General features: G+C 64.6%; 21 protein-coding genes, 1 tRNA gene and 3 pseudogenes. 14 read left to right on the top strand and 11 right to left on the bottom strand.

Annotated features, from left to right (window positions below; genetic code table 11):
• Positions 1 to 18: 18 nt before the first annotated feature.
• Positions 19 to 104: transfer RNA gene (locus RM2_RS13590), tRNA-Leu, on the bottom strand.
• A 111-nt stretch (positions 105 to 215) separates the two neighbouring features.
• On the opposite strand from RM2_RS13590, the gene RM2_RS13585 reads away from it, so the two are divergent.
• Together RM2_RS13585 and RM2_RS13580 are read left to right on the top strand one after the other, a co-directional pair.
• The gene (locus tag RM2_RS13585) at positions 216 to 1,568 is read left to right on the top strand and encodes a M20/M25/M40 family metallo-hydrolase (protein ID WP_072690041.1); all 1,353 of its coding nucleotides are present in this window, start codon (positions 216 to 218) and stop codon (positions 1,566 to 1,568) included.
• 34 nt (positions 1,569 to 1,602) lie between these two features.
• Positions 1,603 to 2,130: a YbhB/YbcL family Raf kinase inhibitor-like protein gene (locus tag RM2_RS13580; protein ID WP_072690039.1), complete on the top strand. Its 528-nt coding sequence runs from the start codon at positions 1,603 to 1,605 to the stop codon at positions 2,128 to 2,130.
• A 64-nt stretch (positions 2,131 to 2,194) separates the two neighbouring features.
• Here the strand turns inward: RM2_RS13580 and RM2_RS13575 are convergent, their stop codons facing one another.
• From RM2_RS13575 to RM2_RS13565, 3 genes are read right to left on the bottom strand one after another with little or no spacing between them, the layout of a single operon-like run.
• A complete protein-coding gene (locus tag RM2_RS13575; protein WP_072690038.1) occupies positions 2,195 to 3,265 on the bottom strand; it encodes a quinone-dependent dihydroorotate dehydrogenase in 1,071 nt (356 codons plus the stop codon).
• 10 nt (positions 3,266 to 3,275) lie between these two features.
• Positions 3,276 to 3,515, bottom strand: coding sequence for a DUF5703 family protein (locus RM2_RS13570; RefSeq protein WP_072690037.1), 240 nt, complete (start codon positions 3,513 to 3,515; stop codon positions 3,276 to 3,278).
• On the bottom strand, positions 3,516 to 4,526 hold the full coding sequence (locus tag RM2_RS13565; RefSeq protein WP_072690036.1) for a hypothetical protein: 1,011 nt from the start codon (positions 4,524 to 4,526) through the stop codon (positions 3,516 to 3,518).
• Between the two features lie 182 nt (positions 4,527 to 4,708).
• Here RM2_RS13565 and RM2_RS13560 point away from each other — a divergent pair.
• Positions 4,709 to 5,056 (top strand): annotated as a pseudogene (locus RM2_RS13560) (hypothetical protein); the annotation flags it as partial.
• 89 nt (positions 5,057 to 5,145) lie between these two features.
• Here the strand turns inward: RM2_RS13560 and RM2_RS13555 are convergent.
• Positions 5,146 to 6,075: an aldo/keto reductase gene (locus RM2_RS13555; RefSeq protein ID WP_072690035.1), complete on the bottom strand. Its 930-nt coding sequence runs from the start codon at positions 6,073 to 6,075 to the stop codon at positions 5,146 to 5,148.
• Between the two features lie 209 nt (positions 6,076 to 6,284).
• Here RM2_RS13555 and RM2_RS13550 point away from each other — a divergent pair, with 209 nt between their 5' ends.
• The 5 genes from RM2_RS13550 to mshC all read left to right on the top strand — a co-directional run bounded on the left by RM2_RS13550 (position 6,285) and on the right by mshC (position 10,661).
• Positions 6,285 to 7,133, top strand: coding sequence for an undecaprenyl-diphosphate phosphatase (locus tag RM2_RS13550; RefSeq protein ID WP_072690034.1), 849 nt, complete (start codon positions 6,285 to 6,287; stop codon positions 7,131 to 7,133).
• A gap of 40 nt (positions 7,134 to 7,173) precedes the next feature.
• The gene (locus tag RM2_RS13545) at positions 7,174 to 7,863 is read left to right on the top strand and encodes a histidine phosphatase family protein (protein WP_072690033.1); all 690 of its coding nucleotides are present in this window, start codon (positions 7,174 to 7,176) and stop codon (positions 7,861 to 7,863) included.
• Between the two features lie 104 nt (positions 7,864 to 7,967).
• Positions 7,968 to 8,561, top strand: a complete 594-nt coding sequence (locus tag RM2_RS13540) for a DUF3090 domain-containing protein (RefSeq protein ID WP_072690032.1) — start codon at positions 7,968 to 7,970, stop codon at positions 8,559 to 8,561.
• Positions 8,562 to 8,564: 3 nt separating this feature from the next.
• On the top strand, positions 8,565 to 9,368 hold the full coding sequence (locus tag RM2_RS13535; protein WP_072690031.1) for an SCO1664 family protein: 804 nt from the start codon (positions 8,565 to 8,567) through the stop codon (positions 9,366 to 9,368).
• Positions 9,369 to 9,419: 51 nt separating this feature from the next.
• The gene (gene mshC, locus RM2_RS13530) at positions 9,420 to 10,661 is read left to right on the top strand and encodes a cysteine--1-D-myo-inosityl 2-amino-2-deoxy-alpha-D-glucopyranoside ligase (protein WP_072690030.1); all 1,242 of its coding nucleotides are present in this window, start codon (positions 9,420 to 9,422) and stop codon (positions 10,659 to 10,661) included.
• A gap of 79 nt (positions 10,662 to 10,740) precedes the next feature.
• On the opposite strand, the pseudogene RM2_RS13525 reads toward mshC, so the two are convergent.
• Positions 10,741 to 10,836 (bottom strand): annotated as a pseudogene (locus RM2_RS13525) (transposase); the annotation flags it as partial.
• A gap of 307 nt (positions 10,837 to 11,143) precedes the next feature.
• Between RM2_RS13525 and RM2_RS13520 the strand changes: the two are divergent.
• Positions 11,144 to 11,914, top strand: coding sequence for an RNA-guided endonuclease InsQ/TnpB family protein (locus tag RM2_RS13520; RefSeq protein WP_245813922.1), 771 nt, complete (start codon positions 11,144 to 11,146; stop codon positions 11,912 to 11,914).
• A 389-nt stretch (positions 11,915 to 12,303) separates the two neighbouring features.
• On the opposite strand, the gene RM2_RS13515 is transcribed toward RM2_RS13520, so the two are convergent.
• The 3 genes from RM2_RS13515 to RM2_RS13505 all read right to left on the bottom strand — a co-directional run bounded on the left by RM2_RS13515 (position 12,304) and on the right by RM2_RS13505 (position 15,783).
• Entirely contained in the window at positions 12,304 to 13,452 is a 1,149-nt protein-coding gene (locus RM2_RS13515) for a hypothetical protein (RefSeq protein WP_072690027.1), read from the bottom strand.
• 179 nt (positions 13,453 to 13,631) lie between these two features.
• Positions 13,632 to 14,753, bottom strand: coding sequence for a helix-turn-helix domain-containing protein (locus tag RM2_RS13510; protein ID WP_072690025.1), 1,122 nt, complete (start codon positions 14,751 to 14,753; stop codon positions 13,632 to 13,634).
• Positions 14,754 to 14,982: 229 nt separating this feature from the next.
• Positions 14,983 to 15,783 carry a helix-turn-helix domain-containing protein gene (locus RM2_RS13505; protein ID WP_072690023.1) on the bottom strand — a complete coding sequence of 267 codons (801 nt, stop codon included), beginning with the start codon at positions 15,781 to 15,783 and terminating at the stop codon, positions 14,983 to 14,985.
• 65 nt (positions 15,784 to 15,848) lie between these two features.
• On the opposite strand from RM2_RS13505, the gene RM2_RS13500 reads away from it, so the two are divergent.
• Together RM2_RS13500 and RM2_RS13495 are read left to right on the top strand one after the other, a co-directional pair.
• Positions 15,849 to 16,289 (top strand): DUF3224 domain-containing protein, encoded by a 441-nt coding sequence (locus tag RM2_RS13500; RefSeq protein WP_072690021.1) that lies wholly within the window; start codon positions 15,849 to 15,851, stop codon positions 16,287 to 16,289.
• Positions 16,290 to 17,012: 723 nt separating this feature from the next.
• Entirely contained in the window at positions 17,013 to 17,897 is an 885-nt protein-coding gene (locus RM2_RS13495; RefSeq protein WP_072690019.1) for a class I SAM-dependent methyltransferase, read from the top strand.
• A gap of 12 nt (positions 17,898 to 17,909) precedes the next feature.
• Here the strand turns inward: RM2_RS13495 and RM2_RS25765 are convergent.
• Both RM2_RS25765 and RM2_RS13490 read right to left on the bottom strand, forming a co-directional pair.
• Positions 17,910 to 18,474: pseudogene (locus RM2_RS25765) on the bottom strand (hypothetical protein); the annotation flags it as partial.
• Positions 18,471 to 19,415 (bottom strand): PAC2 family protein, encoded by a 945-nt coding sequence (locus RM2_RS13490; RefSeq protein WP_072690017.1) that lies wholly within the window; start codon positions 19,413 to 19,415, stop codon positions 18,471 to 18,473. The gene RM2_RS13490 and the pseudogene RM2_RS25765, both read right to left, overlap by 4 nt.
• Positions 19,416 to 19,466: 51 nt before the next feature.
• Between RM2_RS13490 and metH the strand changes: the two genes are divergently transcribed.
• The 3 genes from metH to trhO are packed head-to-tail and all read left to right on the top strand — an operon-like array spanning position 19,467 to position 24,597.
• Positions 19,467 to 23,036, top strand: a complete 3,570-nt coding sequence (metH, locus tag RM2_RS13485; protein WP_072690016.1) for a methionine synthase — start codon at positions 19,467 to 19,469, stop codon at positions 23,034 to 23,036.
• A complete protein-coding gene (locus RM2_RS13480; protein WP_072690014.1) occupies positions 23,029 to 23,721 on the top strand; it encodes an HAD family hydrolase in 693 nt (230 codons plus the stop codon). Before metH ends, RM2_RS13480 begins: the two co-directional genes overlap by 8 nt.
• A gap of 15 nt (positions 23,722 to 23,736) precedes the next feature.
• Positions 23,737 to 24,597 carry an oxygen-dependent tRNA uridine(34) hydroxylase TrhO gene (gene trhO, locus RM2_RS13475; protein WP_072690012.1) on the top strand — a complete coding sequence of 287 codons (861 nt, stop codon included), beginning with the start codon at positions 23,737 to 23,739 and terminating at the stop codon, positions 24,595 to 24,597.
• Position 24,598 lies beyond the last annotated feature (1 nt).

The following is a 24,598-nucleotide window of genomic DNA, read 5'->3' as shown; positions in this document are numbered from 1 at the left end:
GTCTGTCTCAACTCAGAGTGTCCGAGGGGGGACTTGAACCCCCACGTCCGTTAATAGGACACTAGCACCTCAAGCTAGCGCGTCTGCCATTCCGCCACTCGGACCTGCCTGCTCCCATTTCCTGGGTGCTGCAAAAGATTAACTGATGAAGCGCCGCGGCCCAAATCGCTCCTCACACCGCAGCATTTCTGCTGTTCGGGTGGTAGGAAAGTGGGGTGCCAACCAAACAGAAAACCCCAGGCCAGGGTCGCGCCGAAGCCGAGGTCGTAGAGCTTGTCAGCGCCTTGATCCGTTTCGACACGTCCAATACCGGAGAGCTCGCCACAACGAAGGGCGAGCGCGAGTGTGCGCAGTGGGTGGCGACCCAGCTCAAGGAAGTGGGCTACGAGACCGAGTACGTGGAGTCCGGGGCGCCGGGCCGCGGCAACGTATTCGCGCGGCTGAAGGGCTCGGACCCCAACCGTGGCGCCCTGATGCTGCACGGCCACCTCGACGTGGTGCCCGCAGAGCCGGCAGACTGGCGTGTCCACCCCTTCTCGGGTGCCGTCGAGAACGGCTACGTGTGGGGCCGCGGAGCTGTCGACATGAAGGACATGGTCGGCATGATCTTGGCGGTCGCCCGCAAGTTCAAGGCTGAGGGAATCGTGCCGCCCCGCGATCTCGTGTTCGCGTTCGTCGCCGATGAGGAGGCCGGCGGTGCATACGGGTGCCAGTGGCTGGTCGCGAATCGACACGACCTGTTCGAGGGGGTCACGGAAGCTATTGGCGAGGTCGGGGGTTTCTCCCTGACCGTCCCACGTCCGGACGGCACCGACCGACGGCTCTACCTCGTGCAGACCGCCGAGAAGAGTCTCAAATGGATGCGCCTGACAGCCAAGGGCAGGGCCGGGCACGGCTCGTTCCTGCACACCGACAACGCCGTCACCACCCTCGCGCAGGCGGTCGCCCGGCTGGGGGCGCACACGTTCCCGTTGGTCGTCTCCGATTCGGTGGCCGAATTCCTGGACGCGGCGGGCGAGGAGACGGGACTGGACTTGGACCCGACGTCACCGGACCTCGATGGCACGCTCGCGAAACTCGGGACGATTGCCAATCTTATCGGGGCTACCCTGCGTGACACCGCCAATCCGACGATGCTGTCGGCCGGATACAAGGCCAATGTCATTCCACAGACTGCGGAGGCAGTAGTCGACTGCCGAATCCTGCCAGGCCGGCTGACAGAGTTCGAGGCGACCGTCGACGATCTCATCGGACCGGATGTTCAGCGCGAATGGATCACGGATCTCGACTCCTACGAGACAACGTTCGACGGACACCTTGTGGACGCCATGAACGAGGCGATCCTCGCGCACGATCCGGGAGCCCGGACCGTGCCGTACATGTTGTCGGGAGGAACCGACGCAAAGGCGTTTGCGAAGCTCGGTATTCGATGCTTCGGATTCTCTCCGTTGCAGTTGCCGCCCGACCTCGATTTCACCGCGCTGTTCCACGGCGTCGACGAGCGAGTTCCCGTCGACGCACTACTGTTCGGCACCCGTGTGCTGGAACGGTTCCTGCTCCACAGCTGATCCGAACACCCATACGCGAGAAGAGAGGAACCGCATGTCGAACCCGTACGAGGCACTCCCCGACCTGCCCGGCTTCAAGCTGACTTCCACCGATGTCACCGACGGGCGGCCGCTGAATAACGGCCAGGTCAGCGGAATCTTCGGTGCAGGCGGCCAGGACAGTTCACCGCAGTTGTCGTGGTCGGGTTTTCCGGCCGAGACCAAGAGTTTCGTGGTGACGGTGTACGATCCCGACGCGCCGACTGCCTCCGGCTTCTGGCACTGGGCCGTGGCCAACATCCCGGCCGAGACGACCACCCTGGTGACCGGCGCGGGTGACGACGCCGGAACAGGGCTCCCACACGGCGCGATCACACTGAAGAACGACGGCAGTCTGCGCCGCTTCCTCGGCGCGGCGCCGCCACCGGGTCACGGACCGCACCGATACATCGTCGCGGTTCATGCGGTCGACGTGGACACCCTCGAGGGCGTGACGGAAGATTCGACTCCCGCTTTCCTGGGATTCAATCTCTTCGGGCATGCACTTGCACGGGCCACGATCACAGGGACGCACGAGCAATAGCCCGACTCCAACGGGGCCCGGCGAACCGCGAGGATCTGCCGGGCCTTGTTGCGGTCGGAATCGGTCAGCGGACGGCGCCCGCGCCGATCGCGTCGGCGATGCTTCGGTAGCCGGCCGCGCGCACCTTGCGGGCCAGTCCCTTGTGGATACGACGTGCCCAGAATGGGCCCCCGTAGATGAAGCCGGTGTATCCCTGCACGAGGGAGGCGCCCGCCAGGATGCGTTCCCACGCCTGGTCGGCGGTCTCGATACCGCCGACGGAGATCAGCACCATGCGCCCGCCGACTCGCTCGTGCAGGCGGCGGAGCACCTCGAGAGACCGCTCGGCGACCGGAGCGCCAGACAATCCACCCGCACCGATGGCCCTGACCTCCGTTTCGAGGGTCTTCAGTCCGTCCCTGCGAATTGTGGTGTTGGTGGCCACGATTCCGGCGAGACCGAGGTCCACGACGAGGTCGGCGACTGCGTCGACATCCTCGTCCGACAGGTCAGGAGCGATCTTGACTAGAACCGGGATCTTCACGGAGTCGAGGACCGCACGCAGCAGAGGTCGTAGTGACTCAACGGCCTGGAGGTCTCGCAGGCCGGGCGTGTTGGGTGAGCTGACATTGACCACCATGAAGTCTGCCAACGGGCCGAGGAGTTGCGCGCTCGCCGTGTAGTCGGCGGGTGCATCTGCGGCGTCGACGAGTTTGGTCTTGCCGATATTCGCGCCGATCGGAACACCGACTCGGCGCCGGCGAAGATGGTTGGCGGCACTGCCCGCGCCGTGGTTGTTGAAACCCATCCGGTTGATCAGGGCGCGGTCGGCGGGTAGCCGGAACAGGCGGGGCGCCGCATTGCCGGGCTGTGCTTCGGCGGTGACGGTGCCCACTTCCGCGAAGCCGAAACCGAGGGATTCCCACGCGTCGACGCCCGTCGCATCCTTGTCGAATCCGGCGGCGAGTCCGAGCGGGCCCCGGAAGTCGAGCCCTAACACCGTGTTCCGCAGTACCGGATCGTCTACGACGAGAACCTTGCGGACCAGTTGACGCAGGGGTGCGAACCGGGTGACGAGACGCATCGCAGCGAAGGCCAGGTGATGAATCGTTTCCGGGGGAACGAGGAACATCAGCCGCAGGAGCAGGTGGTACAAGGAGGCCTTCCTAGATTGCGGGGTCGGGGACATGGTGGGCGGTCTTCCTTCGTTTGAGCAATACTCGGCGGCTTCCGTCGGAGTACAGGCGGACCCGCGAGAGTTCCCAGCCCCCGAACTCCGCCTGGATCGCCAATCTCATCGACGCGCTGATACGCGTGACGTCGGGTGGCAGCCGAAGCGGCACGTACTCGAATTCTTCGGATTCGACTTCCCATCCGGAGGGGACGTGACGCGAATGTGATGACATCTACGGACTCCTCGTCGGGATCTGCTGCAGGCCGTCTCCCGTCGCGGAACCGATCAGGAGGTCACCGTTCACCGTATCGACCGCGACGGAGTTCGGCTGCCGGACGGTGGGATAACGGGCAGTCTCGACCCCGGCACCGCTCGAAAGGTCGAATCCGACCACTTCGTTGGTTTCGGTCAGGGTGACCCAGGCTCGGTCGGATTGGTCGTCGTACGCGACGGCGTACGGGGCGGGTCCGGCGGGGAATCGCTGACGGAGCATCAGGGCATCCGTTGTGTAGGCGAGCAGTTCGTCGCCTCTGGTGTCGGTGACGAGGATCCGCCCGAAGTGGTCGGTTGTGAGCTGTGTCGCCCCTTCGCCGGCTCGCAAGGCGAGGCCGAGCGAGGAGTCGGGAACGTCGATCGCCGTGACGGATGTCTGGCCGCGGTCGAGTGCGGTAAGTGTGTCGCCGACGACGGCCAGCGCGTCGACCGAGGTCAAGCCGTCGATTACTTGTGACTCGTTCGTCTCGAGGTTTTCGATGTGAATCTCACCATTGCCGAGTCCCATTGCGATTCGGCCGTCGGGGAATTGGGCTACCGACCGCACATCGCCTTGGGCAGGCACGAACGTCAGATCCCCAGTGTGCAGGTCCAGGCGTCCTATCTGCTTGTCCATGGCGAGAAGTGCGACCCCGCCTGGTGCGAGCGAGACCTGGGTCACGCCCTCGGCCAGTGGGATCACGCGCGGGGGCGCGGCGAGGTCGTCGCCCGGGAACAGCAGAATTTGGTTACCGACGTCCGTCACGGCCACGGCTGTCCGCGTGTCGGGGTCGAATGTGATGGAAACGATCGGCTGGTCGACAGGGTGGACGATACCGGCGGGCGCGGTGTTCTGGGTCGGAGACTGCGCGGCACTGGCGGGTTCGATCGTCACCGCCGCGTCCTCGTCGGAATTCGAAGTACAGCCCGCTACCAGGAGGAATGCCAATCCGATAGAGGTGGCGACGGCGCGCGCTCCCAGTCCGGCCATGTTCTACTCCTTGAGGTTCTCTCGTCGACCTGTACCTGCACAACTGTCCACTAGCATTACTGATCCGCGAAACGCTCACCCATTCGGTCGGCGCCGAGCGGGTCCCGAGGCCATACCGTGAGCAATATCGCCCTCGTCCGGCTACTTCTCGAATGCCGGGTGAGGAAATCGAGGAGAAGTCCATGGAGATACCCGAAAAACCGGCGTTCACCGTCGAAGACATCTCGGTCGGAGCGTACGCACACGGCTTCGGCACTACGGCAGATGGCAACTCCTACGCATTCCGCGTGCGCAAGAGCACCATGCACGTCGAGATATACCGGGTGGACGCCGAGACCGAAGTCCCGACGACGGGTGACATCGTGGCGTCGGCGCGGCGTTCGGTCCGCGAGATCGACCTGACGGACGAGCGCAGCGTCATCGCCGTCGTGCGAGATGCTGTTTCCGATCCCGATTCGTCGGTTGCCCGGCAAGAGGATGGAACGACGGTCCGTGCGGTTCTCAGCCGTCTCGGAACGATGATCGAGGGACGTTCTGCGGACACCCAGAGGGGGGAGACCCGAAAGGCGGACGCGACGAACGAAACTGGAGAACTGCAGTCCGACGGTCCTGATCAGCCCTAGGCGCTGACGTCGTCGAGCGCCGATGCGATCGCGCGCGGCAGCCTGAGTTCTTCGGCGACCAGTACACCGGTCAACTGTGCGATGTCCCTGGCCCCGACCACGGCGCTCGCGACGCCGGGACGGTCGCGAGCCCAAGCGAGCGCGACGGCCAGTGGAGAAGTACCGAGACCGTCGGCCGCGGTCACGACCGCATCCACGACGCGGACCGACGAATCGGTGAGGTAACTCTGGATGTCCTGCGCGTGCGCGTCGTCGGCGCCGCGGGAGTCGACGGGAATTCCGCTCCGGTACTTGCCGGTCAGGACCCCGCGTGCGAGGGGCACCGCAGCGAACACACCGATTCCGTGATGTGTGGCAGCCGGGACGAGTTCTTCTTCGACCCCACGCGCGAGGAGTGAGTATTCGACCTGGGTGGCAACGAGTGTCGCGGACCGATAGGCACCTGCCGCGGTGGCCAATTGCCACCCGAGGTAGCCCCGGACTCCGACGTAGCGCACCCGGCCACTCGATACCGCGTAGTCGAGTGTGGCGGCGACCTCGTCGACGGGGGTGAACCGATCCCACGTGGCTACCTGCCACATGTCGAGGTAGTCGGTGCCGAGTTCGCGCAGGGTGGCGTCGAGTTGAGCGATGAGGCCCCGCCGCGAGCAGTCGATTCGCGAGGGGCCGGCGGGGCTGATTCCGGCACTCGAACTCAGGACGAGGTCCGTTCGTGGCACCACGTCGTCGAGGAGTTCCGCCAGAATCCGCTGCGCCACACCGTCGCCGTACGCGGGCGAGGTGTCGACGAGTGTTCCGCCCGCGTCCACGAAAGCCGCGATCTGCGCAGCGGCTTCGTCGCCGTCGGTGTCCCGACCCCAATTGAGCGTGCCCAGACCAAGCCGTGACACTCGTAAACCACTTGCTCCGACCGATCTTTGTTCCATAACCACCTGCGTCTCGTACTGACCGGGAGGCAACGGTTGGCTCCCGGGACTGCCTACCACAGGAGCAGACTAGTGGGGTATCGCGTGGCACCGGCCTTGCCACGCCGGATTCTGCCGGAGGTCTCCTTTCCCGGTACGGTGGCGCCGGTGAATTACGAACGCGACACGGGAGATTGGCGTCAGCACGGCACATTCGACGGGATCGTCGAATGACGGGGGAGGCGATGACCTGGCTCCAGGCGATTTTCCTTGGAGCGCTGCAGGGGTTGACCGAGTTCCTGCCGATCTCCTCCTCCGGCCACCTTCGGATTGTGTCGGAGATCTTCTTCGGAACCGACGCGGGCGCGTCCTTCACTGCCGTGACCCAACTCGGCACCGAAGCGGCCGTGCTCATCTACTTCGCCCGCGACATCGGACGGATCGTCGCCGCGTGGTTTCGGGGACTGCTGCACCCCGAGCGCCGTGGTGACCTTGACTACCGGATGGGCTGGTATGTGATCATAGGCACGATTCCGGTTGGTGTACTCGGCTTCCTGTTCAAGGATCAGATCCGCACCGGTGCCCGCAATTTGTGGTTGATCGCGACAATGCTGATCGTCTTCGCATTGGTCATCGCGGCGGCCGAGTACTACGGGCGGAAGGTGCGTCCCATCGAGGACCTGCGCGCCAGGGATGGCATCATCATGGGCTCGGCTCAGGCGCTGGCCCTGATCCCCGGCGTCTCGCGGTCGGGCGGCACGATCAGCGCAGGCCTCTTCCTCGGACTCACCCGCGAGGCAGCGGCCCGCTATTCCTTCCTCCTCGCGATACCCGCCGTCGTAGCGTCCGGCCTGTTCAGCCTTCCCGACGCATTTCAGCCGACTGGTGAGGGCCTCGATGCGAGCGGCCCACAGTTGCTCGTCGCCACCGTGATCGCGTTCGCCATCGGTTACGCATCGATCTCTTGGCTGCTCCGATTCGTCGTCAACCATTCCATGTACTGGTTTGTCGGATACCGCATCGTCCTCGGCGTCGTCGTGCTGTCACTTCTCGCTACCGGCGTCGTGTCGGCCACCTGACATCAGGCGGTAGGGGAGTGAACGACACTAGGCTGGGTCAATGACAGTTGTCCTTCTGCGCCACGGGCGGTCGACGTCCAACACCGTACACACGCTTGCCGGCCGGTTACCTGGAGTTGAACTCGACGACCACGGCCGCGAACAGGCGCAGGCTGTCGTGTCCCGTCTCTCGGACGTGGCAATCGAGGAGATAGTGCATTCACCGCTCGTCCGGTGTGAGCAGACGGTCGAACCCCTCGCCCAGGCGCGTGGGTTGACTCCCGTCGTGGAACAACGGCTCGTCGAGGTCGACTACGGCGAGTGGACCGGGCGTGAGCTGAAGGGTCTACTCGAGGAGCCTTTGTGGAAGGTCGTGCAGCAGCATGCGTCCGCGGCGGTATTTCCTGGTGGAGAAGGACTGGCACAAGTCCAGGCCCGGGCAGTGGCCGCGGTTCGGGAGCACGACGCGAGGCTCGCGGAACTGCACGGCCGGGACGTGGTGTGGGTGGCATGCTCGCATGGCGACGTCATCAAGTCGATTGTCGTCGACGCGCTCGGTGCGCATCTCGACGGATTCCAGAGGATTGTTGCCGAGCCGGCCTCGATCTGCGTTGTCCGATACACCTCTACCCGACCGTATGTGTTGAAGATGAACGACACGGGCACGGATCTGGCGGGAGTGAACACTCCCCGGGTGTCGGGGGGCGCCGAAGTATCCGGATCGGTGCCCGGCGGGGAGGTCCGGCTATGACGATTGACGGATAATGGATGCAGCACGCTGTGAGGAACAGTCTGAGACGGAACAATTAGTGGGCGGTGCCGCAACAGTGCCCGGCTCCAGTTGAAGGAGGTGCAATGTCACGCGCAATTCACGTATTCCGCACTCCTGACCGATTCATTGCAGGGACGGTGGGCGAGCCGGGCGACAGGTCCTTCTATCTCCAGGCTGTGCACGAGGCGCGCGTGATCAGCGTCTTGATGGAGAAGCAGCAGGTTCAGGTGCTGGCCGATCGGATGGGGCTCCTCCTCGAGGAAGTACACCGCCGGTTCGGCACGGAGGTACCGCCGGAGGGAGCCCAACTCGACGATGTCAGCCCGCTCGTGACCCCGATAGACGTCGAGTTCCGGGTTGGCACGATGGGGTTGGGCTGGGATGCGGATGCCGAGTCCGTAGTGGTCGAACTGCTCGCCGTCAGCGAAACCGAGTTCGACGAATCAGTCGTCCTCGACGACTCCGAGGACGGACCGGACGCTGTTCGCGTTTTCCTCTCCCCCCTCCAGGCCCGGGACTTCTCGCTGCGGTCTGAACGGGTCATTGCCGCCGGGCGGGCGCCGTGCCCGCTGTGCACCGAACCGCTCGCGCCGGAGGGGCACATCTGCATTCGAACCAACGGGTATCGCCGAGGCCAGAGCTTCGGACTCACCCCGGAAGAGGAAGTGGAGGATTGAGAGTTGTCTGCCGAGGAGCCCGATCCCCTCTTGTCCGGCGAGTTGACTCTCGTCGGCCGGATCACCGACGCCAGCAATGCCACCCTGGTCTGCGACGCGGTCTGGGGTGAGAGCATCGTTCGCTGCGTCTACAAACCGATCCGTGGGGAGCGTGCGTTGTGGGATTTCCCGGACGGCACACTCGCCGGACGCGAGTACGCGTCGTACCTGGTGTCCGAGCAACTCGGCTGGAGTGTGATTCCTCACACCGTTCTGCGTGAGGGTCCGTTCGGTCGGGGAATGGTGCAGCGATGGGTCGACACGGCAGATCGGCGTGGTGATGGCACCGTCGGCCCCGATCTGGTCGACATCTGCGCGCCCGACGCTGTGCCGGAGGGGTGGTTCGAGATCCTGCAAGCAATCGATATGGATGGCGAACCCATCGTGCTCATCCACGCCGACGACCCTCGACTGCAACGGATGGCAGTTCTCGACATACTGATCAACAATGCCGACCGCAAGGGTGGCCACGCACTCGAGGGTCTGGACGGCTCCGTTTACGGCGTCGACCACGGCATCTGCCTGCACACCGAGAACAAGCTGCGGACCGTGCTGTGGGGGTGGGCCGGGACGGAGGTGCCGGGAGTTCTCATCGGCGATATCGCAGGACTGATCTCGTCGCTCGAGGGCGACTTCGGTGCCCAGCTGGGTGAGTACATCACGTCGGACGAAGTGGTCGCACTATACGAGCGCGCCGTCGACCTGCTCGACGCCCCCGTCATGCCCCGCCCGAACGGCCGCCGGCCCATACCGTGGCCTGCATTCTGAGCGGGGCGACACCCGTCGGGCCGGGAACGTGGTTCCACTAGGCTCACTGTCATGCAGTCTTGGTCCGAAACCCCTGTCCCGTTCGTCGTAGGCCAGGGGCCTCCGCTGCGGTTGTTCGACACCGCTGACCGGCAGGTTCGTCCGGTCACGCCGGGGCGCACGGCCAGCATGTACGTGTGCGGTATCACCCCCTACGACGCCACCCACCTCGGTCACGCGGCGACGTACCTCACGTTCGATCTGGTCAATCGGATCTGGCGTGACGCCGGGCATGACGTGCACTATGTGCAAAACGTCACCGACGTCGACGATCCGCTCTTCGAGCGTGCCAACCGCGACGGCGAGGACTGGGTCGTTCTCGGAATGCGTGAGACGGCGCTGTTCCGCGAAGACATGGAAGCGCTCCGGGTCCTGCCACCGCGTGACTACATCGGCGCCGTCGAGTCGATCGGCGAAGTGATCGAGATGGTCGAGAAGTTCGTCGCGTCCGGTGCCGCGTACATCGTCGACGACCCAGAGTTCCCCGACGTGTACTTCCGGGCGAACGCGACCGAGCAGTTCGGCTACGAGTCCGGTTACGACCGCGAGACGATGGAGAAGTTCTTCGCCGAGCGCGGCGGCGATCCCGACCGCGCGGGCAAGCAGAACCCTCTCGACGCCCTGGTGTGGCGGGCAGCCCGCGAGGGGGAGCCGTCCTGGCCGTCTCCGTTCGGACCGGGTCGTCCCGGCTGGCACATCGAGTGTTCGGCGATCGCGCTCAACCGTATCGGCTCGGGTTTCGACGTACAGGGCGGCGGCAGCGATCTGATCTTCCCGCACCACGAGTTCTCCGCGGCGCACGCAGAGTCGGCGACGGGCGCCCGCCGCTTCGCACGCCACTACGTGCACACCGGAATGATCGGACTCGGCGGCGAGAAGATGTCGAAGAGTCGTGGCAACCTCGTGTTCGTGTCCAAGTTGCGCGGCGAGGGTGTCGACCCGGTCGCTATCCGGTTGGGGCTGTTGTCGGGGCACTACCGCCAGGACCGCCCCTGGACCGATCAGGTGCTCGCTGATGCGCAAACCCGACTGGTGCTGTGGAGGAACGCTGCCGCACTGGGGTCGGCGCAGTCCGCCACCGACACGATCGCGCGATTGCGCCAGCACCTGGCGGACGACCTCGATACCCCGAAGGCGCTCGACGCCCTCGACGGCTGGGCCCGTCGTGCTCTCGACCATGGTGGTTCCGACACGAACGCGCCTAGCGAGTTCGCCGCCGCGGTGGATGCGCTCCTCGGCGTATCTCTGCGCTGACCCGAGGGCCTTCGGCGCAAGCCCAGCCATTTAGGGCCTCCGCCCTTCAGGATCACCGATATCCGATCTCTCAATCGGGTCAACTTTGTTGCTCAACGTACTGCCGAATGACCGACAGAGGTGCCCCACCGCAGGACGTGGCGAAGTACGACGGCGACCACAGATGGTTCCGGTGAGTGTGCGTGTACACCGAAAACACATGTTGTACTGCGCCTTGGTAACTCATCATTGTGTGTCGTAGGTCATGGGCATGTTGGGTGGGTGATCGCCGGCTACCGGTACCGCGCATATCCGACGGGGGACCAGCAAAGAATGCTGGCCCGCTCGTTCGGGTGTGTGCGGGTGGTATTCAACGATGCACTCCGGGTTCGACAGGATGCCCGCGTCGCGGGGGAGAAGATCTCCGACACCGACGTGCAGCGCCGGGTCGCGACCCTCGCCAAAGACACCCCGCAGCGGGAATGGTTGGCCGAGGTGGCTCGGTGGCACTGGTGCAGGCGCGTCAGGATGCGAGGCGGGCGTACCGCAACTTTTTCGACTCGGTGCCCGGGAAACGGAAGGGCCGCAAGGTGGGGGCACCCCGGTGTCGGTCCCGCAAGGGCAACCGGCAGGCACTCCGGTTGACCCGTAACGGGTTCACGGTCACCTCTCGGTGTGTGCGGTTGGCGAAGATCGGCGACGTCGAACTGGTGTGGTCCCGACAATTGCCGTCGGAGCCCTCGTCGGTGTCGGTGATTCGGGAGGCGGACGGCCGCTATTTCGTCTCGTTCGTGGTGGAACGAGACGAACAGCCGCTACCGCAGGCACCGACCGTGGCCGGAATCGATTTGGGGTTGACGGATCTGGCGGTCATCGCCCGCTCGGACGGCACCAGGGAGAAGGTGCCCGCACCCCGGCACCTGCGGGCTGCGGAGAAACGTGTGGCACGGGCACAGAAGGCGCTGGCCCGGAAGGAGAAAGGCTCACACAACCGTGCCAAGGCGCGCATCCGGGTCGCGGTAGTGCATCGGAAGGTGCGCGAGACCCGGCTCGATCATCACCACAAGCTCGCGAGGCGGCTGATCCACGAGAACCAAGTGGTGGCCGTCGAGGATCTTGCGGTGGCCGGTCTGGTCCGCACCGGGTTGGCGAAGTCGGTGCATGAGGCCGGGTGGTCCACCCTGGTGCGGCTACTTCAGGAGAAGGCCGCCATGCATGGGCGGACGGTGGTGAAGATTGATCGCTCCTGGACCGCGATTACAACGCCGCGGTGAATATCATCGACGCTGCCGGGCTGGCACAGTCGCTAAATGCATGTGGAGCAGATGTCAGACCCCGGCTTGCCGGGGCAGTCAGCGATGAAGCAGGAACCTACCGAACGCGGGAACACATCATGTGTTCCCGCGCAGGAATCCCGGTCCTCCACGACCAGGAGGAAGTCAAAGACTAGGCGGTGTCGCACCCTACCCCCTGGACGCAGGTCGCATAGACCTCTGCTATCAGTTCGCGCCTACATCAGTACGCGACGGAAAAGGGTAATTAGCCGAAGTTCGGTGCATCTACTCACAACCCCATCAACGGGAGTCGCCTCCACTTCGAACCGTCCCGACTCGAACTTCCAAGGGCACTGAAACACCGATGGCGCAGCACCGATGATCGAGGCTCAGAGGAGGAGCCAGACGAAGACGATCGCGACCAGCACGAGTGCCACCCCGACCGCGGCGGCGATGAGCCAGGAATCCCGCGTGCTCGAGTCGAGGACGGGTTCGTCCTCGACCTGCGTGACGGTGGATACGGGGGACTGCGGGAGGGCGGAAGTCCGTGCGGGTGTGGCTGCCCCGACTGGGGTTGCTGGTGCGTGAGGTACCTCTCCGAGTTTGACCTCGGGCGCGTTGTCGACGTCGACAACGGCATCGACAACGGCTTCGATCACCTCGGTGACGTCGTAGGAGGGCGGAAGTCCGATGGGAGTGATCTTGTGTGTGGTCGGGTTGAATCCGGCGGCGCGGATCGCGGCCCCGAGGGCGGCGGTCTGCTCTGGCCCAGGGCCGACGACGCAGCGTACGTCAAATTTCTCGCTGACCGTGTCCGCGAATGCCTGCACAGCTGCGGGGTCTCTCGCTATCAGCCCGTCGCCGGTGACGACTACGGCATCGAGGTTGCTCGGTAGCCATCCGAACGCTCCGAGTGCGGTAGCGAGTTGGGCCGTGGGGGAGCCGCCCGAGGAGAATCGGAACGCTTTGCCCGCCTCGACGCCCGAGCGGATCAGTGCGACAGTGGCACCGGTGTCGTCGACGTGGTAAATGCCGACAAGCTGACCGGGACGCTCGGCGATCTCCGATTCGAACCAAGCCGCGGCCGCCTCAGCATCCGAGACGAGGGACAGATAGGACATATCGGCGTAGTCCAGCGCGTCGCGCAGTGCCGAGACCGCTGTCGAGTCCCACCGGGTGGGGTATGCAGCAATGATGTCGGGAGCGCCGCCGGTGCGCCCGCCGTGGTCGGGAATTGGTTCGCATTCCCTGAGTAGGCAGCGCATCGCGCCGGCAACCAGGTCCTCGGCACGGAAACGCGACCCGTCACCCACCTCGACACCCGCGGGTTCACCCACGCTGGGAAGGAATGCTGAAACGCTGTGGGTCTCACCGATCGTGCGCGGCGCGGATCCGCCGAGAATCGCAGTGCCGTCCGGGCACATATGCAAGACAGTGTCTCTGACGATGACAATCGGATCCGGTGATCCCGGATCGTTCGACGCCACGACCGCGTTGGATACGACAGCGCCGACCCTGAGCCCAACTCCGATGGACAACCAAATACTCCTATTCGTGTGCGAACGGACTCCCACGCCTGTCGGGCTCTATCCGACTCACTCGGTGAGGCTACGAAATGTACATCCTGCGGCGCGAGTGTGCTCGTGCGCGACCCTCTCACGGCGTGGTGTGGGTGTCGACGCACGAATTCGGGCGGAAAGTGTGTGGGCGTGAGCGGTCACGGAGATGTCGGGGCACTGAGCGGGGTCCTCCACTCGCTCACGTTCTCGGTCAGCCATTCGAGGAGGTGCTCCGCTTCCTGAGAGTGACGACCGGTTCCGGCGAGAAGATCAGCGAAGGCCTGAGTTGGGGCGACCAACCGGACATTGTCGCGAAAGAGGGTGCGCTCGAACACCGACGCTGATCGGGGAGTGGCGACGAGGACGTTGGCGCCTTCGTCGACGGGGCGTAGTTCGAGCGCACCGGCGAGGGCCTCACCGTGATCGGCGTAGATCTGTACCTGATGCACAGGCGCATACTCGACGAAAGCGGCGGCTGCGAGTGAGCTCGTCACGGCATAGAGGTGGTCGGAGTGCTTCCCCAGTCTTGTCAGGAACGACTGCACTCCCTCTGGCGCAAAGTAGCCGACCGTGGGGCTGGCCCTGAAGTTTGCGTCGCTGCTCCAGGCGCGCAACATCTGTTGCCACCGCACGCTGATGATGGGGCCGCGGGGGAGTCGTTCGATGAGATCGCGTTCTTCCAGGGTTTCGACGACCCGATATGTCGCGCCGGTGGACGCCCCGGACAGTCGGATGAGTTCGGGGACCGTCAGTTGACCGGAATGATCAGCGAGCGCACGCACGACGCGCGCGGCCGGATCGCCGGTCAACTGGGCGGCCGGCCGGCCGGGGCCCCGCCAAGGGTCTGCATCCGCACCACGGTCACGCACCCAGATCGCCGGCCGGTCAGCGGACAGCGAAGTGTTCCCCGTCGCATCGGCGTAGGAGACGCCTCTGGCGTCGAGTTGACGGCGAACGGGTTCGGAAAGGTATCGGGCACAGACGAATCCGTGATCGGAGGCCGAGAGCCCGTCCGCGAACCGGGCGGCGTCCCCCGCGAGCACACCACGTGCGGGGATTACGGCGAAAGACGCCACCTCGCCGCCGGGGGCGCCGACCAGTAGCCGTTCCGGCGCATCGGCGAGGGAGCGGGATTTGCCGGATGTCAACGTCCAGCCGTGGGGGAGTGCGGCCTGAAGCGTAGAAATCGCCCGGCGGTACAGGTCGATGTCGCGTTCCGGCTTGGGAAACGGCACCTTTGCCTCGTGACCGGAAAACTCGGCATTCTCCTGATTCGGCACGCCGGTAGTCTACATAATCGGGCCGCGACGGAATCGCATAATAACGAGAATTGATCACATTCGTATCCGCGGCCGCCGAGTGGACCAGTTCCAACTCGACTCATCCTTGTCAGTCACCGGTTCCACGCAGCAACGACCTATGGCTCGGGCTGCGGAGCGAAGTCGGTCTGAATCTGCGAGAAGGAGCCTGTGGAGTGGGTTCGGCTTCGCGGGTTCGGCTGGACTGAGGTCACAGTATGTCGTTCGTACGCTGATAGGTGGCCGGTGGCGTCCCGACCACCTGAGTGAAGACACGCGTCAGGTGGGCTTGGTCGCTGAATCCCAGTTCGTAGGCAAGCGCCGACCAATCGATCGGGTCGCCCGAGTGGGCGGCGGCGGCCGCGTCGAGGATGCGGAACCTCTGGATCACCCACTTCGGGCCGACGCCGACGTACTCGGCGAAAAGCCGTTGCAGGGTGCGCGAACTGCAGCCGGCATGTGCGGCAAGCTGATCGGCCCGGACGATATCCCGGCGACGCCGGGACTGGTCGACCAAGGCCGTGACTTCCCGTCCTGTGGGATCCGGGACGGGATGGGTGCGCAGGAGGTAGTGCTCGAACGCTTCGAGCATCCCTGCGCTGTCGGTGCCGGCAAGGATCTGGCTCGCGATCAGGCGATCGTCGTCGGCTAGCAGATGCCGTGCGGGTTGAACAGTTCCCGAAATCGCACCGACACTGCCTCCCAGTAGGGGCCGGAATCCTCCTGCGTGGAATGCGGCTCCCAGCACATGGCCGCTTGCTGTCAGCGTGCGGTAGAACGGCTTCCGGGAGATCCCGTGTACCAACAGCTGTCCGCCCTCGGCTGCTATGTGAATGCGTGGCTGGGGCACGACTTGCTGTTGATACGGCTTCTCTACTGACCATCTGACCAGCCAGTGGTAGTCGACGAATTCAGCCAATGCTTCTCGTGGAGCGATCCGTTCGACCTCGAATACCTTCGCGCCGGCCGTCGGGTAGACAACCGCCTCGGGATGTCCGGGTGCACTCGGCATTGCCTGATCCTACTGTCGCGTTTATTCAAGAACACCAAGCTGTCACGTATCTAGAGTCTGTCAGCATGAGCCATTCACAAACTGCAATCTGCAAGTTCTCCATCGCATCGTGGTCGGAATCGTTGGTCGTGGACATAGACCGCGAAGGTACGACCGTCGGGGACGCCTATTACCCAACACGTGGTGCCACGCGAGCGACAGTGAACTACTCATACGCCGGGGATGTCCAGGGAACCAGCACGCTTGTCTACCTGATCGCATACAAGGCCGATGCTGCGCCGGTGTTCGGCCTCGAACACTTCGAGGGCTCGATCGGCGGACGCGAAGGGATGTGCGTGTTCCAGCACATCGGTAGTCAAGACCAGGGGTCCGTGTCTCTACGGATGGAGGTAGTGCCGGGCATGGGCACCGGCGGTCTGGTCGACTTGCGCGGGAACGCGGACGTGTCCATCGCCGGACACAGCGACAGCGGCTACGAGCTTGTTCTGTCCTACGACATCGACTGAGTGCGCAGACCCTGGTGGGAGCTGGGGTCGCTTCCAATCCGGCTCGCCGCCGGGGGCGCCGACCAGTAGCCGTTCCGGCGCATCGGCGAGGGAGCGGGATTTGCCGGATGTCAACGTCCAGCCGTGGGGGAGTGCGGCCTGAAGCGTAGAAATCGCCCGGCGGTACAGGTCGATGTCGCGTTCCGGCTTGGGAAACGGCACCTTTGCCTCGTGACCAGCAGACTCTGGCCTCCACTGATTCGGCACGCTACTTCACCACGAACTCGGGCACCGACGGAACACAGGTAATAGCCGAATTAGCTCGGTGCTTCAAGCGCTGCCCTCGGTCGATCACTCCCAGCATCACACCACTTTCGACGTCGCCGGTCCCCCAGCTGCTCTAGGCATGTCGACCCGGATCTGCGTAGACGGAAAGAGCGTCGGGGGAGCGTCGAGAGCAACCGCTCAGGGCGTCCGTTTGACCTGCGAGACGGTGGTGATCGGCCGGGGGCACCGGCTCGTCGGTTTGGCCGAGGACACACGCGGCGACCAGGGGACAAGGACAGGCGAGCGTAGACTTCCAAGCAGTGGATCGTCTCGACTGGCTGGCCGAGCAGTCCGGTGATGGCCTTTCCGAACCCCCCTGGATTGCTGTGTAGTCCCGCCTGGTCAGGCTGCGGTGTTTGTTCTGACCGGTCTGTCGTTGCGTCCAAGTCTGCGACAAGGTTGAAAGGTTGGTCAGGGATGCGGTCTGACGGAGATACATGGGGCATTGTTGACAGCGTGGGGTTGACCGCGTTGGGGGTCGCCGCGTTCCGGGCGTTGGAGTCGATCGGACCGGATGCGCTGATCCGGGACGACTTCGCGCCGTGGTTCGTCGAAGCGGCGGGTGAACCGCACTTCGTCGCGTTGCTGGCCGACCCTGCGTCGGTGGGGGACATTCCGTTCGCCGGTTTCATGGGTCTGCGGACGAAGTTCTTCGACGAGTTCTTCCTGTCTGCAGCCGCGTCGGGGGTGGCGCAGACGGTCATTCTCGCGGCAGGGTTGGATGCACGTGCGTATCGCCTCGATTGGCCGCCGAGCACGACGGTATTCGAGGTGGACCAACCGAAGGTGCTCGAATTCAAAGCGGAGGTCCTCGCCGAGCACGGTGCGCGGCCGAAGGCGGATCGCCGCTCGGTGGCCGTCGATCTACGCGAGGACTGGCCAGCCGCCCTCGAGGCTGCGGGTTTCGACCGCAACAAGCCAGTCGCATGGTCGGCGGAAGGGCTCCTGCCCTACCTCCCCGGCGCGGCACACGATGCGTTGTTCGCCCGGATCGACGAGCTCTCCGCTCCGGGTAGTCAACTCGCCGTAGAAAATATCTCGGAGGGCGGTGACATAGAGCGCTCCGCAGCCATCCGGGAGAAGTACTTCGACAAGAACCCGTTCGGTGACCTGGATGTGTCCGAGTTGTTGTACGAGGATGATCGGGCCGATCCGTCGTTGTGGATGACCGAGCATGGATGGTCTGTGCAGGGTGCGCAACCCTTCGAGCTGGCGGCGAGATACGGCAGGCCGATTCCGGAGCTTCCCGAGGAGCTCGCCGACCTGTCGGCGCGATGGACATATATGACGGCGGTGAAGTAGAGACTGGGCTTACACAGCCGCGACGGCGAGCAGCGACACGGTTCCGGTCGCGGCGACGAGTGCCGCTCCGCCGAGAGCGCCGATCAGGACCGCAGATCGAGCCCTGATCCTGTCGACGGCGCCGCCGATCAGGCGTGCGACGAGGAAGCCCAGCCAGCGCACACCAGCCCAGGAGCGCCACCAGACTGATCCGCAGCACAGTCGGAGTGAGTGCGTCCCGCAGACGTGGCCATGCCCCGCCGATCTCCCCGCTTCCGACGTCGGGAACACCGATCAGTCCGAGTGGGGCTGCGACCATCGCTATGACGAGAAATCGCAGCCGCCAGTCCACCTCGGCACACCGGATTGTCCCGCCGCCTGGAACGCCCCGAAGATCCCGAGCGCGGACAGCAGTAACGGTCTCGTGAACGAGTTGGAGCAGCCCTGGAGCACGCGGGCGCCGAGAAACAGCGGCAGCGGCGTAGCCAAGAAACAAACCAGCGACGACGCCACCCCCGAACGGCCCCAGGAATCCGCCGGCGTAGAGCGCCGTGCGCTGGAGAAAGGAACGAAGTAACCCGGATGAGCTCTCCGTCACAGCCCGAAGGTGCCGGGGCCGCCACGCCTGCGGAGGTACCGCTCGAACTCGGCCGCCAGTGCGTCACCATCGATTTTCGAGATGGCTTCGGAGATATCGGTTTCGGCGTCGCCGCGTTCCTCGAGGGAACGAACGTAGTCGCCGATTTCCTCATCATCCGCTGTCATCTCCGTGACGGATTCCTGCCAGTCGTCGGCCTGGGCCGACAATTCGCCGAGCGGAACTTCGATGTCGAGGACGTCCTCGACGCGTTGCAGCAACGCCATCGTGGCCTTGGGGTTCGGTGGCTGGGAGACGTAGTGGGGCACGGCCGCCCAGAACGACACGGCCGGAATGCCTGCCCGGACGCACGCGTCCTGCAGTACACCGGTGATCCCGGTCGGCCCCTCGTATCTGGTCTGCTCGAGTTTGAACCTCTCGGCGGCTTCGCTGCTGTACGCGCTGCCGGTGACCGGAACAGGACGTGTGTGCGGGGTGTCCGCGAGCAGCGCCCCGAGAATCACCACCGTTTTGACCTGGAGTCGATCGACTAACTCGAGCAGGTCGTCGCAGAAGCTGCGCCAGCGCATGTTCGGTTCGATTCCGCGGAGTAGAACGACGTCGCGGTCGCTGCCAGGAGGGGTGCACACGGACAGTCGGGTAGCCGGCCACACGATCTCGCGGGTGACGCCGTCCACCTGCCGGACGGAGGGGCGATTGACCTGGTAGTCGTAGTAGTCCTCGGAATCGAGTTCGGCCAGCGGCTGGGCGTCCCAGATCAGTTCGAGATGCTCGACGGCTCCGCTACTGGCATCTGCGGCGTCGTTCCAGCCCTCGAACGCGGCGACGAGGACAGGGTCACGAAGTGCGGGCAGGCCACCGTCCATGGAACCCGTTTCTGTGGGGTCGGGGATATTGTCGTGGCGGGGTGCGGGCGTGACAGGGAACTCACTGGAACTCACCTACCCAGCCTACGGCCAGGGTCGGTTCCCGCGCGCACTAGTCTGGACGGCATGTCTGCACCATTTCACTCTGGCTTGCTCGATGCGTTGAATCAGCGCGTTGTAATCGGCGACGGAGCCATGGGCACCATGTTGCAGGCCGCGGATCTCACGCTCGACGATTTCCTAGGGCTCGAAGGCTGCAACGAGATCCTCAACGACACGCGCCCTGATGTGCTGAAAGACATCCACCGTGCGTACTTCGAGGCCGGGGCCGATGCCGTCGAGACCAACACGTTCGGCTGCAACCTTCCCAACCTCGCTGACTACGACATCTCGGACCGTATTCGCGAGTTGGCCGAGAAGGGCACCCGGCTGGCGCGTGAGGTGGCCGATGAGATGGGCCCGGGCCGCGACGGAATGGCTCGCTTCGTCCTCGGTTCGATGGGACCGGGCACAAAGTTGCCGACACTCGGCCACGCGCCGTTCGCGAGCCTTCGCGACGCGTACGCCGAGGCCGCCATGGGCATGATCGACGGTGGGGCCGACGCTATCCTCGTCGAGACCTGCCAGGACCTGCTGCAGGTGAAGGCCGCCATCCTGGGTAGTCAGCGGGCGATGGAGTCGATGGGGTCGAGGCTGCCGATCATTACTCACGTCACGGTCGAGACCACCGGCACAATGCTTCTGGGCAGTGAGATCGGTGCCGCCCTAACCGCGCTCGAGCCGCTCGGAATCGACATGATCGGCCTGAACTGCGCGACCGGTCCTGCCGAGATGAGCGAGCATCTTCGCCACCTGTCCAAGTACACTTCGCTCCCGGTATCGGTCATGCCCAACGCCGGACTGCCGCAACTCGGAGCGAACGGTGCCGAGTACCCGCTGACCGCGGAGGAACTCGCCCAAGCGCTCAGCGGCTTCGTCTCCGAGTTCGGTCTCGGTTTGGTCGGTGGATGCTGCGGTACCACCCCGGAGCACATCCGGCAGGTGGCCGCGGCGGTCCGCCTCGTCGAGAAGGCGCGGCGTACACCGGTGCACGAGTCGGGGACGTCCTCGCTCTACACTGCGGTGCCGTTCCAACAGGACGCCAGCATCCTGATGATCGGTGAGCGTACGAACTCCAACGGCTCCAAGGCGTTTCGCGAAGCAATGCTCGCCGAGGATTACCAGAAGTGCCTCGACATCGCGAAGGACCAGACTCGCGACGGGGCCCACATGCTCGACCTCAATGTCGACTACGTCGGGCGGAACGGTGCCGTCGACATGGCCGCTCTCGCGAGTCGTTTCGCGACCGCATCGACGCTGCCGATCATGCTCGACTCCACCGAACCCGCGGTTCTGCAGGCAGGTCTCGAGCACCTCGGCGGCCGGTGTGCCGTGAACTCCGTCAACTACGAGGACGGTGACGGACCGGACTCGCGGTTCCAGAAGATCATGCGACTCGTGAAGGAACACGGCGCGGCCGTCGTCGCGCTGACCATCGACGAGGAAGGGCAGGCCCGTACCGCCGAGCACAAGGTCCGCATTGCCGAGCGCCTCCTCGAGGACATCACCGCCAACTGGGGCCTCGACGAGTCCGACGTCATCATCGACGCGTTGACGTTTCCGATTTCCACCGGTCAGGAGGAGGTGCGACGGGATGGAATCGAGACCATCGAGGCGATCCGCCAACTTCACGAGCGGCACCCGCGGGTGCACTTCACACTCGGCGTGTCCAACATCTCGTTCGGGCTCAACCCGGCCGCCCGGCAGGTCCTGAACTCGGTGTTCCTACACGAGTGCACCGAGGCCGGCCTGGACACAGCCATCGTGCACGCGTCGAAGATCCTTCCGATGGCACGCATTCCGGACGAACAGCGGGAGACGGCTCTCGACCTGGTCTATGACCGCCGACGCGAGGGGTACGACCCGCTGCAGAAGCTGATGGAATTGTTCGAGGGGGTGTCGGCGGCCTCTGCACGTGAATCCCGCGCCCAGGAACTGGCCGCACTTCCGTTGTTCGAGCGACTGGAACGTCGCATTGTCGATGGCGAGCGGAACGGGCTCCACGAGGATCTCACGGCAGCGATGGAGCAGAAGCCTCCGCTCGAGATCGTCAACGGAACCCTGCTTTCAGGCATGAAGACCGTCGGTGAGTTGTTCGGGTCCGGCCAGATGCAGCTGCCGTTCGTGCTGCAGTCGGCCGAGGTGATGAAGGCGGCGGTGGCGTACCTGGAGCCGCACATGGAGGCGACGGATGAGGATGGCAAGGGCCGCATCGTCATTGCGACGGTGAAGGGCGACGTCCACGACATTGGCAAGAACCTCGTCGACATCATTCTGAGCAACAACGGCTACGACGTGGTGAACCTGGGCATCAAGCAGTCGATCGCGAAAATCCTCGACGCAGCGATCGAGCAGAAGGCTGACGTCATCGGCATGTCCGGGCTGCTCGTGAAGTCGACCGTAGTGATGAAGGACAACCTGGAGGAACTCAACTCCAAGGGTGTGGCCGAGAAGTTCCCCGTGCTCCTCGGCGGTGCGGCCCTGACGCGGTCCTATGTGGAGAACGATCTGGCCGAGGTATACGAGGGTGAGGTCAGCTACGCGCGCGACGCTTTCGAGGGCCTGAACCGGATGGACGAGATCATGGCCGTCAAACGCGGAGACGGCCCAAGTCCGGACAGCCCCGAAGCGATCGCCAAGCGCGAGAAGGCGGCCGAACGCAAAGCTCGCCACGAACGATCCAAGCGGATCGCGGCGACGCGCAAGTCGTCCGAGGCCCCAGTCGAGATGCCGGAGCGCTCCAACGTTGCCGCCGACATCGAGGTTCCGACGCCGCCATTCTGGGGCAACCGGATCGTCAAGGGAGTCTCGCTGTCGGACTACTCCGGTCTGCTCGACGAACGCGCCCTGTTCCTCGGCCAGTGGGGCCTGCGCGGCCAGCGGGCCGGCGACGGTCCGACGTACGAGGAACTGGTGGACACCGAGGGCCGTCCGCGTCTGCGATACTGGCTCGATCGTTTGAGTACCGAGGGAATCCTCGCCCATGCCGCCGTGGTGTACGGGTACTTTCCGGCGGTGTCCGAGGGTGACGATGTCGTTGTCCTCACCGACCCGACTCCGGAGGCGAAGGAACGCTTCCGGTTCACCTTTCCGCGTCAGCGGCGTGACCGCTTCCTGTGTGTCGCGGACTTCGTCCGCTCGCGTACCCAGGCGAAGGAGACTGGCCGGGTCGATGTGTTCCCGTTGCAGTTGGTCACCATGGGGCAGCCGATCGCCGACTTCGCGAACGAGTTGTTCGCCGCCAATTCCTACCGCGACTACCTCGAGGTGCACGGTATCGGAGTGCAGTTGACGGAGTCGCTGGCCGAGTACTGGCATCGACGGGTCCGCGAAGAACTCGTGCTGCCCGGTGGTCACAACGTGGCAGAACAGGATCCGTCCGATGTATCGGGCTTCTTCGATCTCGAGTACCGTGGTGCCCGCCTCTCGTTCGGTTACGGTGCCTGCCCGAATCTCGACGACCGCGCGAAGATGGTGGCCCTGCTCGAACCCGAACGAATCGGGGTGAAACTGTCCGAAGAACTGCAGTTGCACCCCGAGCAGTCCACGGACGCGTTCGTGCTGCACCACCCGGAGGCGAATTACTTCAATGTCTGATGCAGTGATGGGCCCAAGGGGCGTCTTGTGGGATATGGATGGAACGCTGCTCGATTCGGAGAAGATGTGGGACGTGGCGGTGCGGGAGCTATCGCTGCAACTCGGCGGGCCGATGACCGAGGAGACGCGACTGACGACGATCGGCGCGTCCAGCGTCAACGCTCTCGGCAGCATTTTCGACTCCCTCGGGCTCGACCGGGATCCACACGCCCTGGCCGAGGCCAAGGAGTGGATGTTCGGCCGGGTCGAGGAACTCTTCAGCGACGGAATTCCGTGGCGGCCCGGTGCCCGCGAGGCGCTGCGGACGGTCCGGTCGGGCGGTCTCAAGTCCGCGCTGGTGACCAACACCGAGCGCCGGCTCACCGATCGGGCACTCGACACGCTCGGTCGTGAGCACTTCGACCATTCGGTGTGCGGCGACGAGGTTCCGGCGGGTAAACCGCACCCCGACCCGTATCTACGAGGTGCCGAACTGCTGGGACTGGATCCTTCCCAGTGCCTCGCGATCGAGGATTCACCCACCGGCGTGGCGTCCGCGCAAGCCGCAGGATGCATCGTTCTGGTGGTTCCCTGCGAGATCGTGGTCCCGGCCGCGCCGGGCCGGGTATTTCGTGACAGCCTTGAGGGCCTGTCCGGGATCGAGTTGTCGAAGCTTTGGGCGCAACCGAGTGTTGTACGGCGCTAAGTATCCTCGATTCCCGTGACTGTCCCGAAAATCGTGCTGTTCTACGTGTTCACTCCGCTCGCCGATCCGGAGGCGATACGGCTGTGGCAGTACACGCTCGCCGAGGCACACAACCTGACCGGACGCATCCTCGTCTCCCACCACGGCATCAACGCCACGGTGGGAGGCGACATCCGGGACGTCAAGCGCTACGTCAAGGGAACGCGCAGCTATGCGCCGTTCAAGACTGCCGACATCAAATGGTCCGACGGCCGAGGGGACGACTTTCCGCGGCTGAGTGTCAAGGTTCGACCGGAAATCGTGGCGTTCGGCGCACCGGGCGAATTGAAGGTGGATGCGGACGGCGTAGTGGGCGGCGGGACGCATCTGGCACCCGAAGACGTGCACAGGTTGGTCGAAGGGCGGGGTGAAGACGTCGTTTTCTTCGACGGCCGCAACGCATTCGAGGCGCAGATCGGGCGGTTCCGGGACGCGGTCGTGCCCGACGTATCGACCACCCGTGAATTCGTCCACGAACTCGACAGCGGTAAATACGACCATCTCAAGGAGAAGGCGGTGGTGACGTACTGCACCGGGGGAGTGCGTTGTGAAGTTCTGTCGTCGTTGATGCGTTCGCGTGGGTTCGGTGAGGTCTATCAACTCGACGGCGGAATCGTCCGGTACGGCGAGACGTTCGGCGATGCCGGTCTCTGGGAGGGGTCGCTCTACGTCTTCGACAGGCGGATGAACATCGAATTCACGGATCAGGCAAAGACTTTAGGTCGATGCATTCAGTGCGATGGTCCGACATCCCGGTACGAGAACCTGTCAAAGAGTCAGCGCCGAAGACTGGCACTGGTCTGCGTCGGCTGCACGGCCACGAATCGGACCGACTGAA

The sequence above is a fragment of the Rhodococcus marinonascens NBRC 14363 genome (assembly GCF_001894885.1).
Classification (GTDB): Bacteria; Actinomycetota; Actinomycetes; order Mycobacteriales; family Mycobacteriaceae; genus Rhodococcus_F; species Rhodococcus_F marinonascens.
Note: the sequence above shows the minus strand (reverse complement) of the source record. Positions and strands in the feature narration are given on the sequence as shown.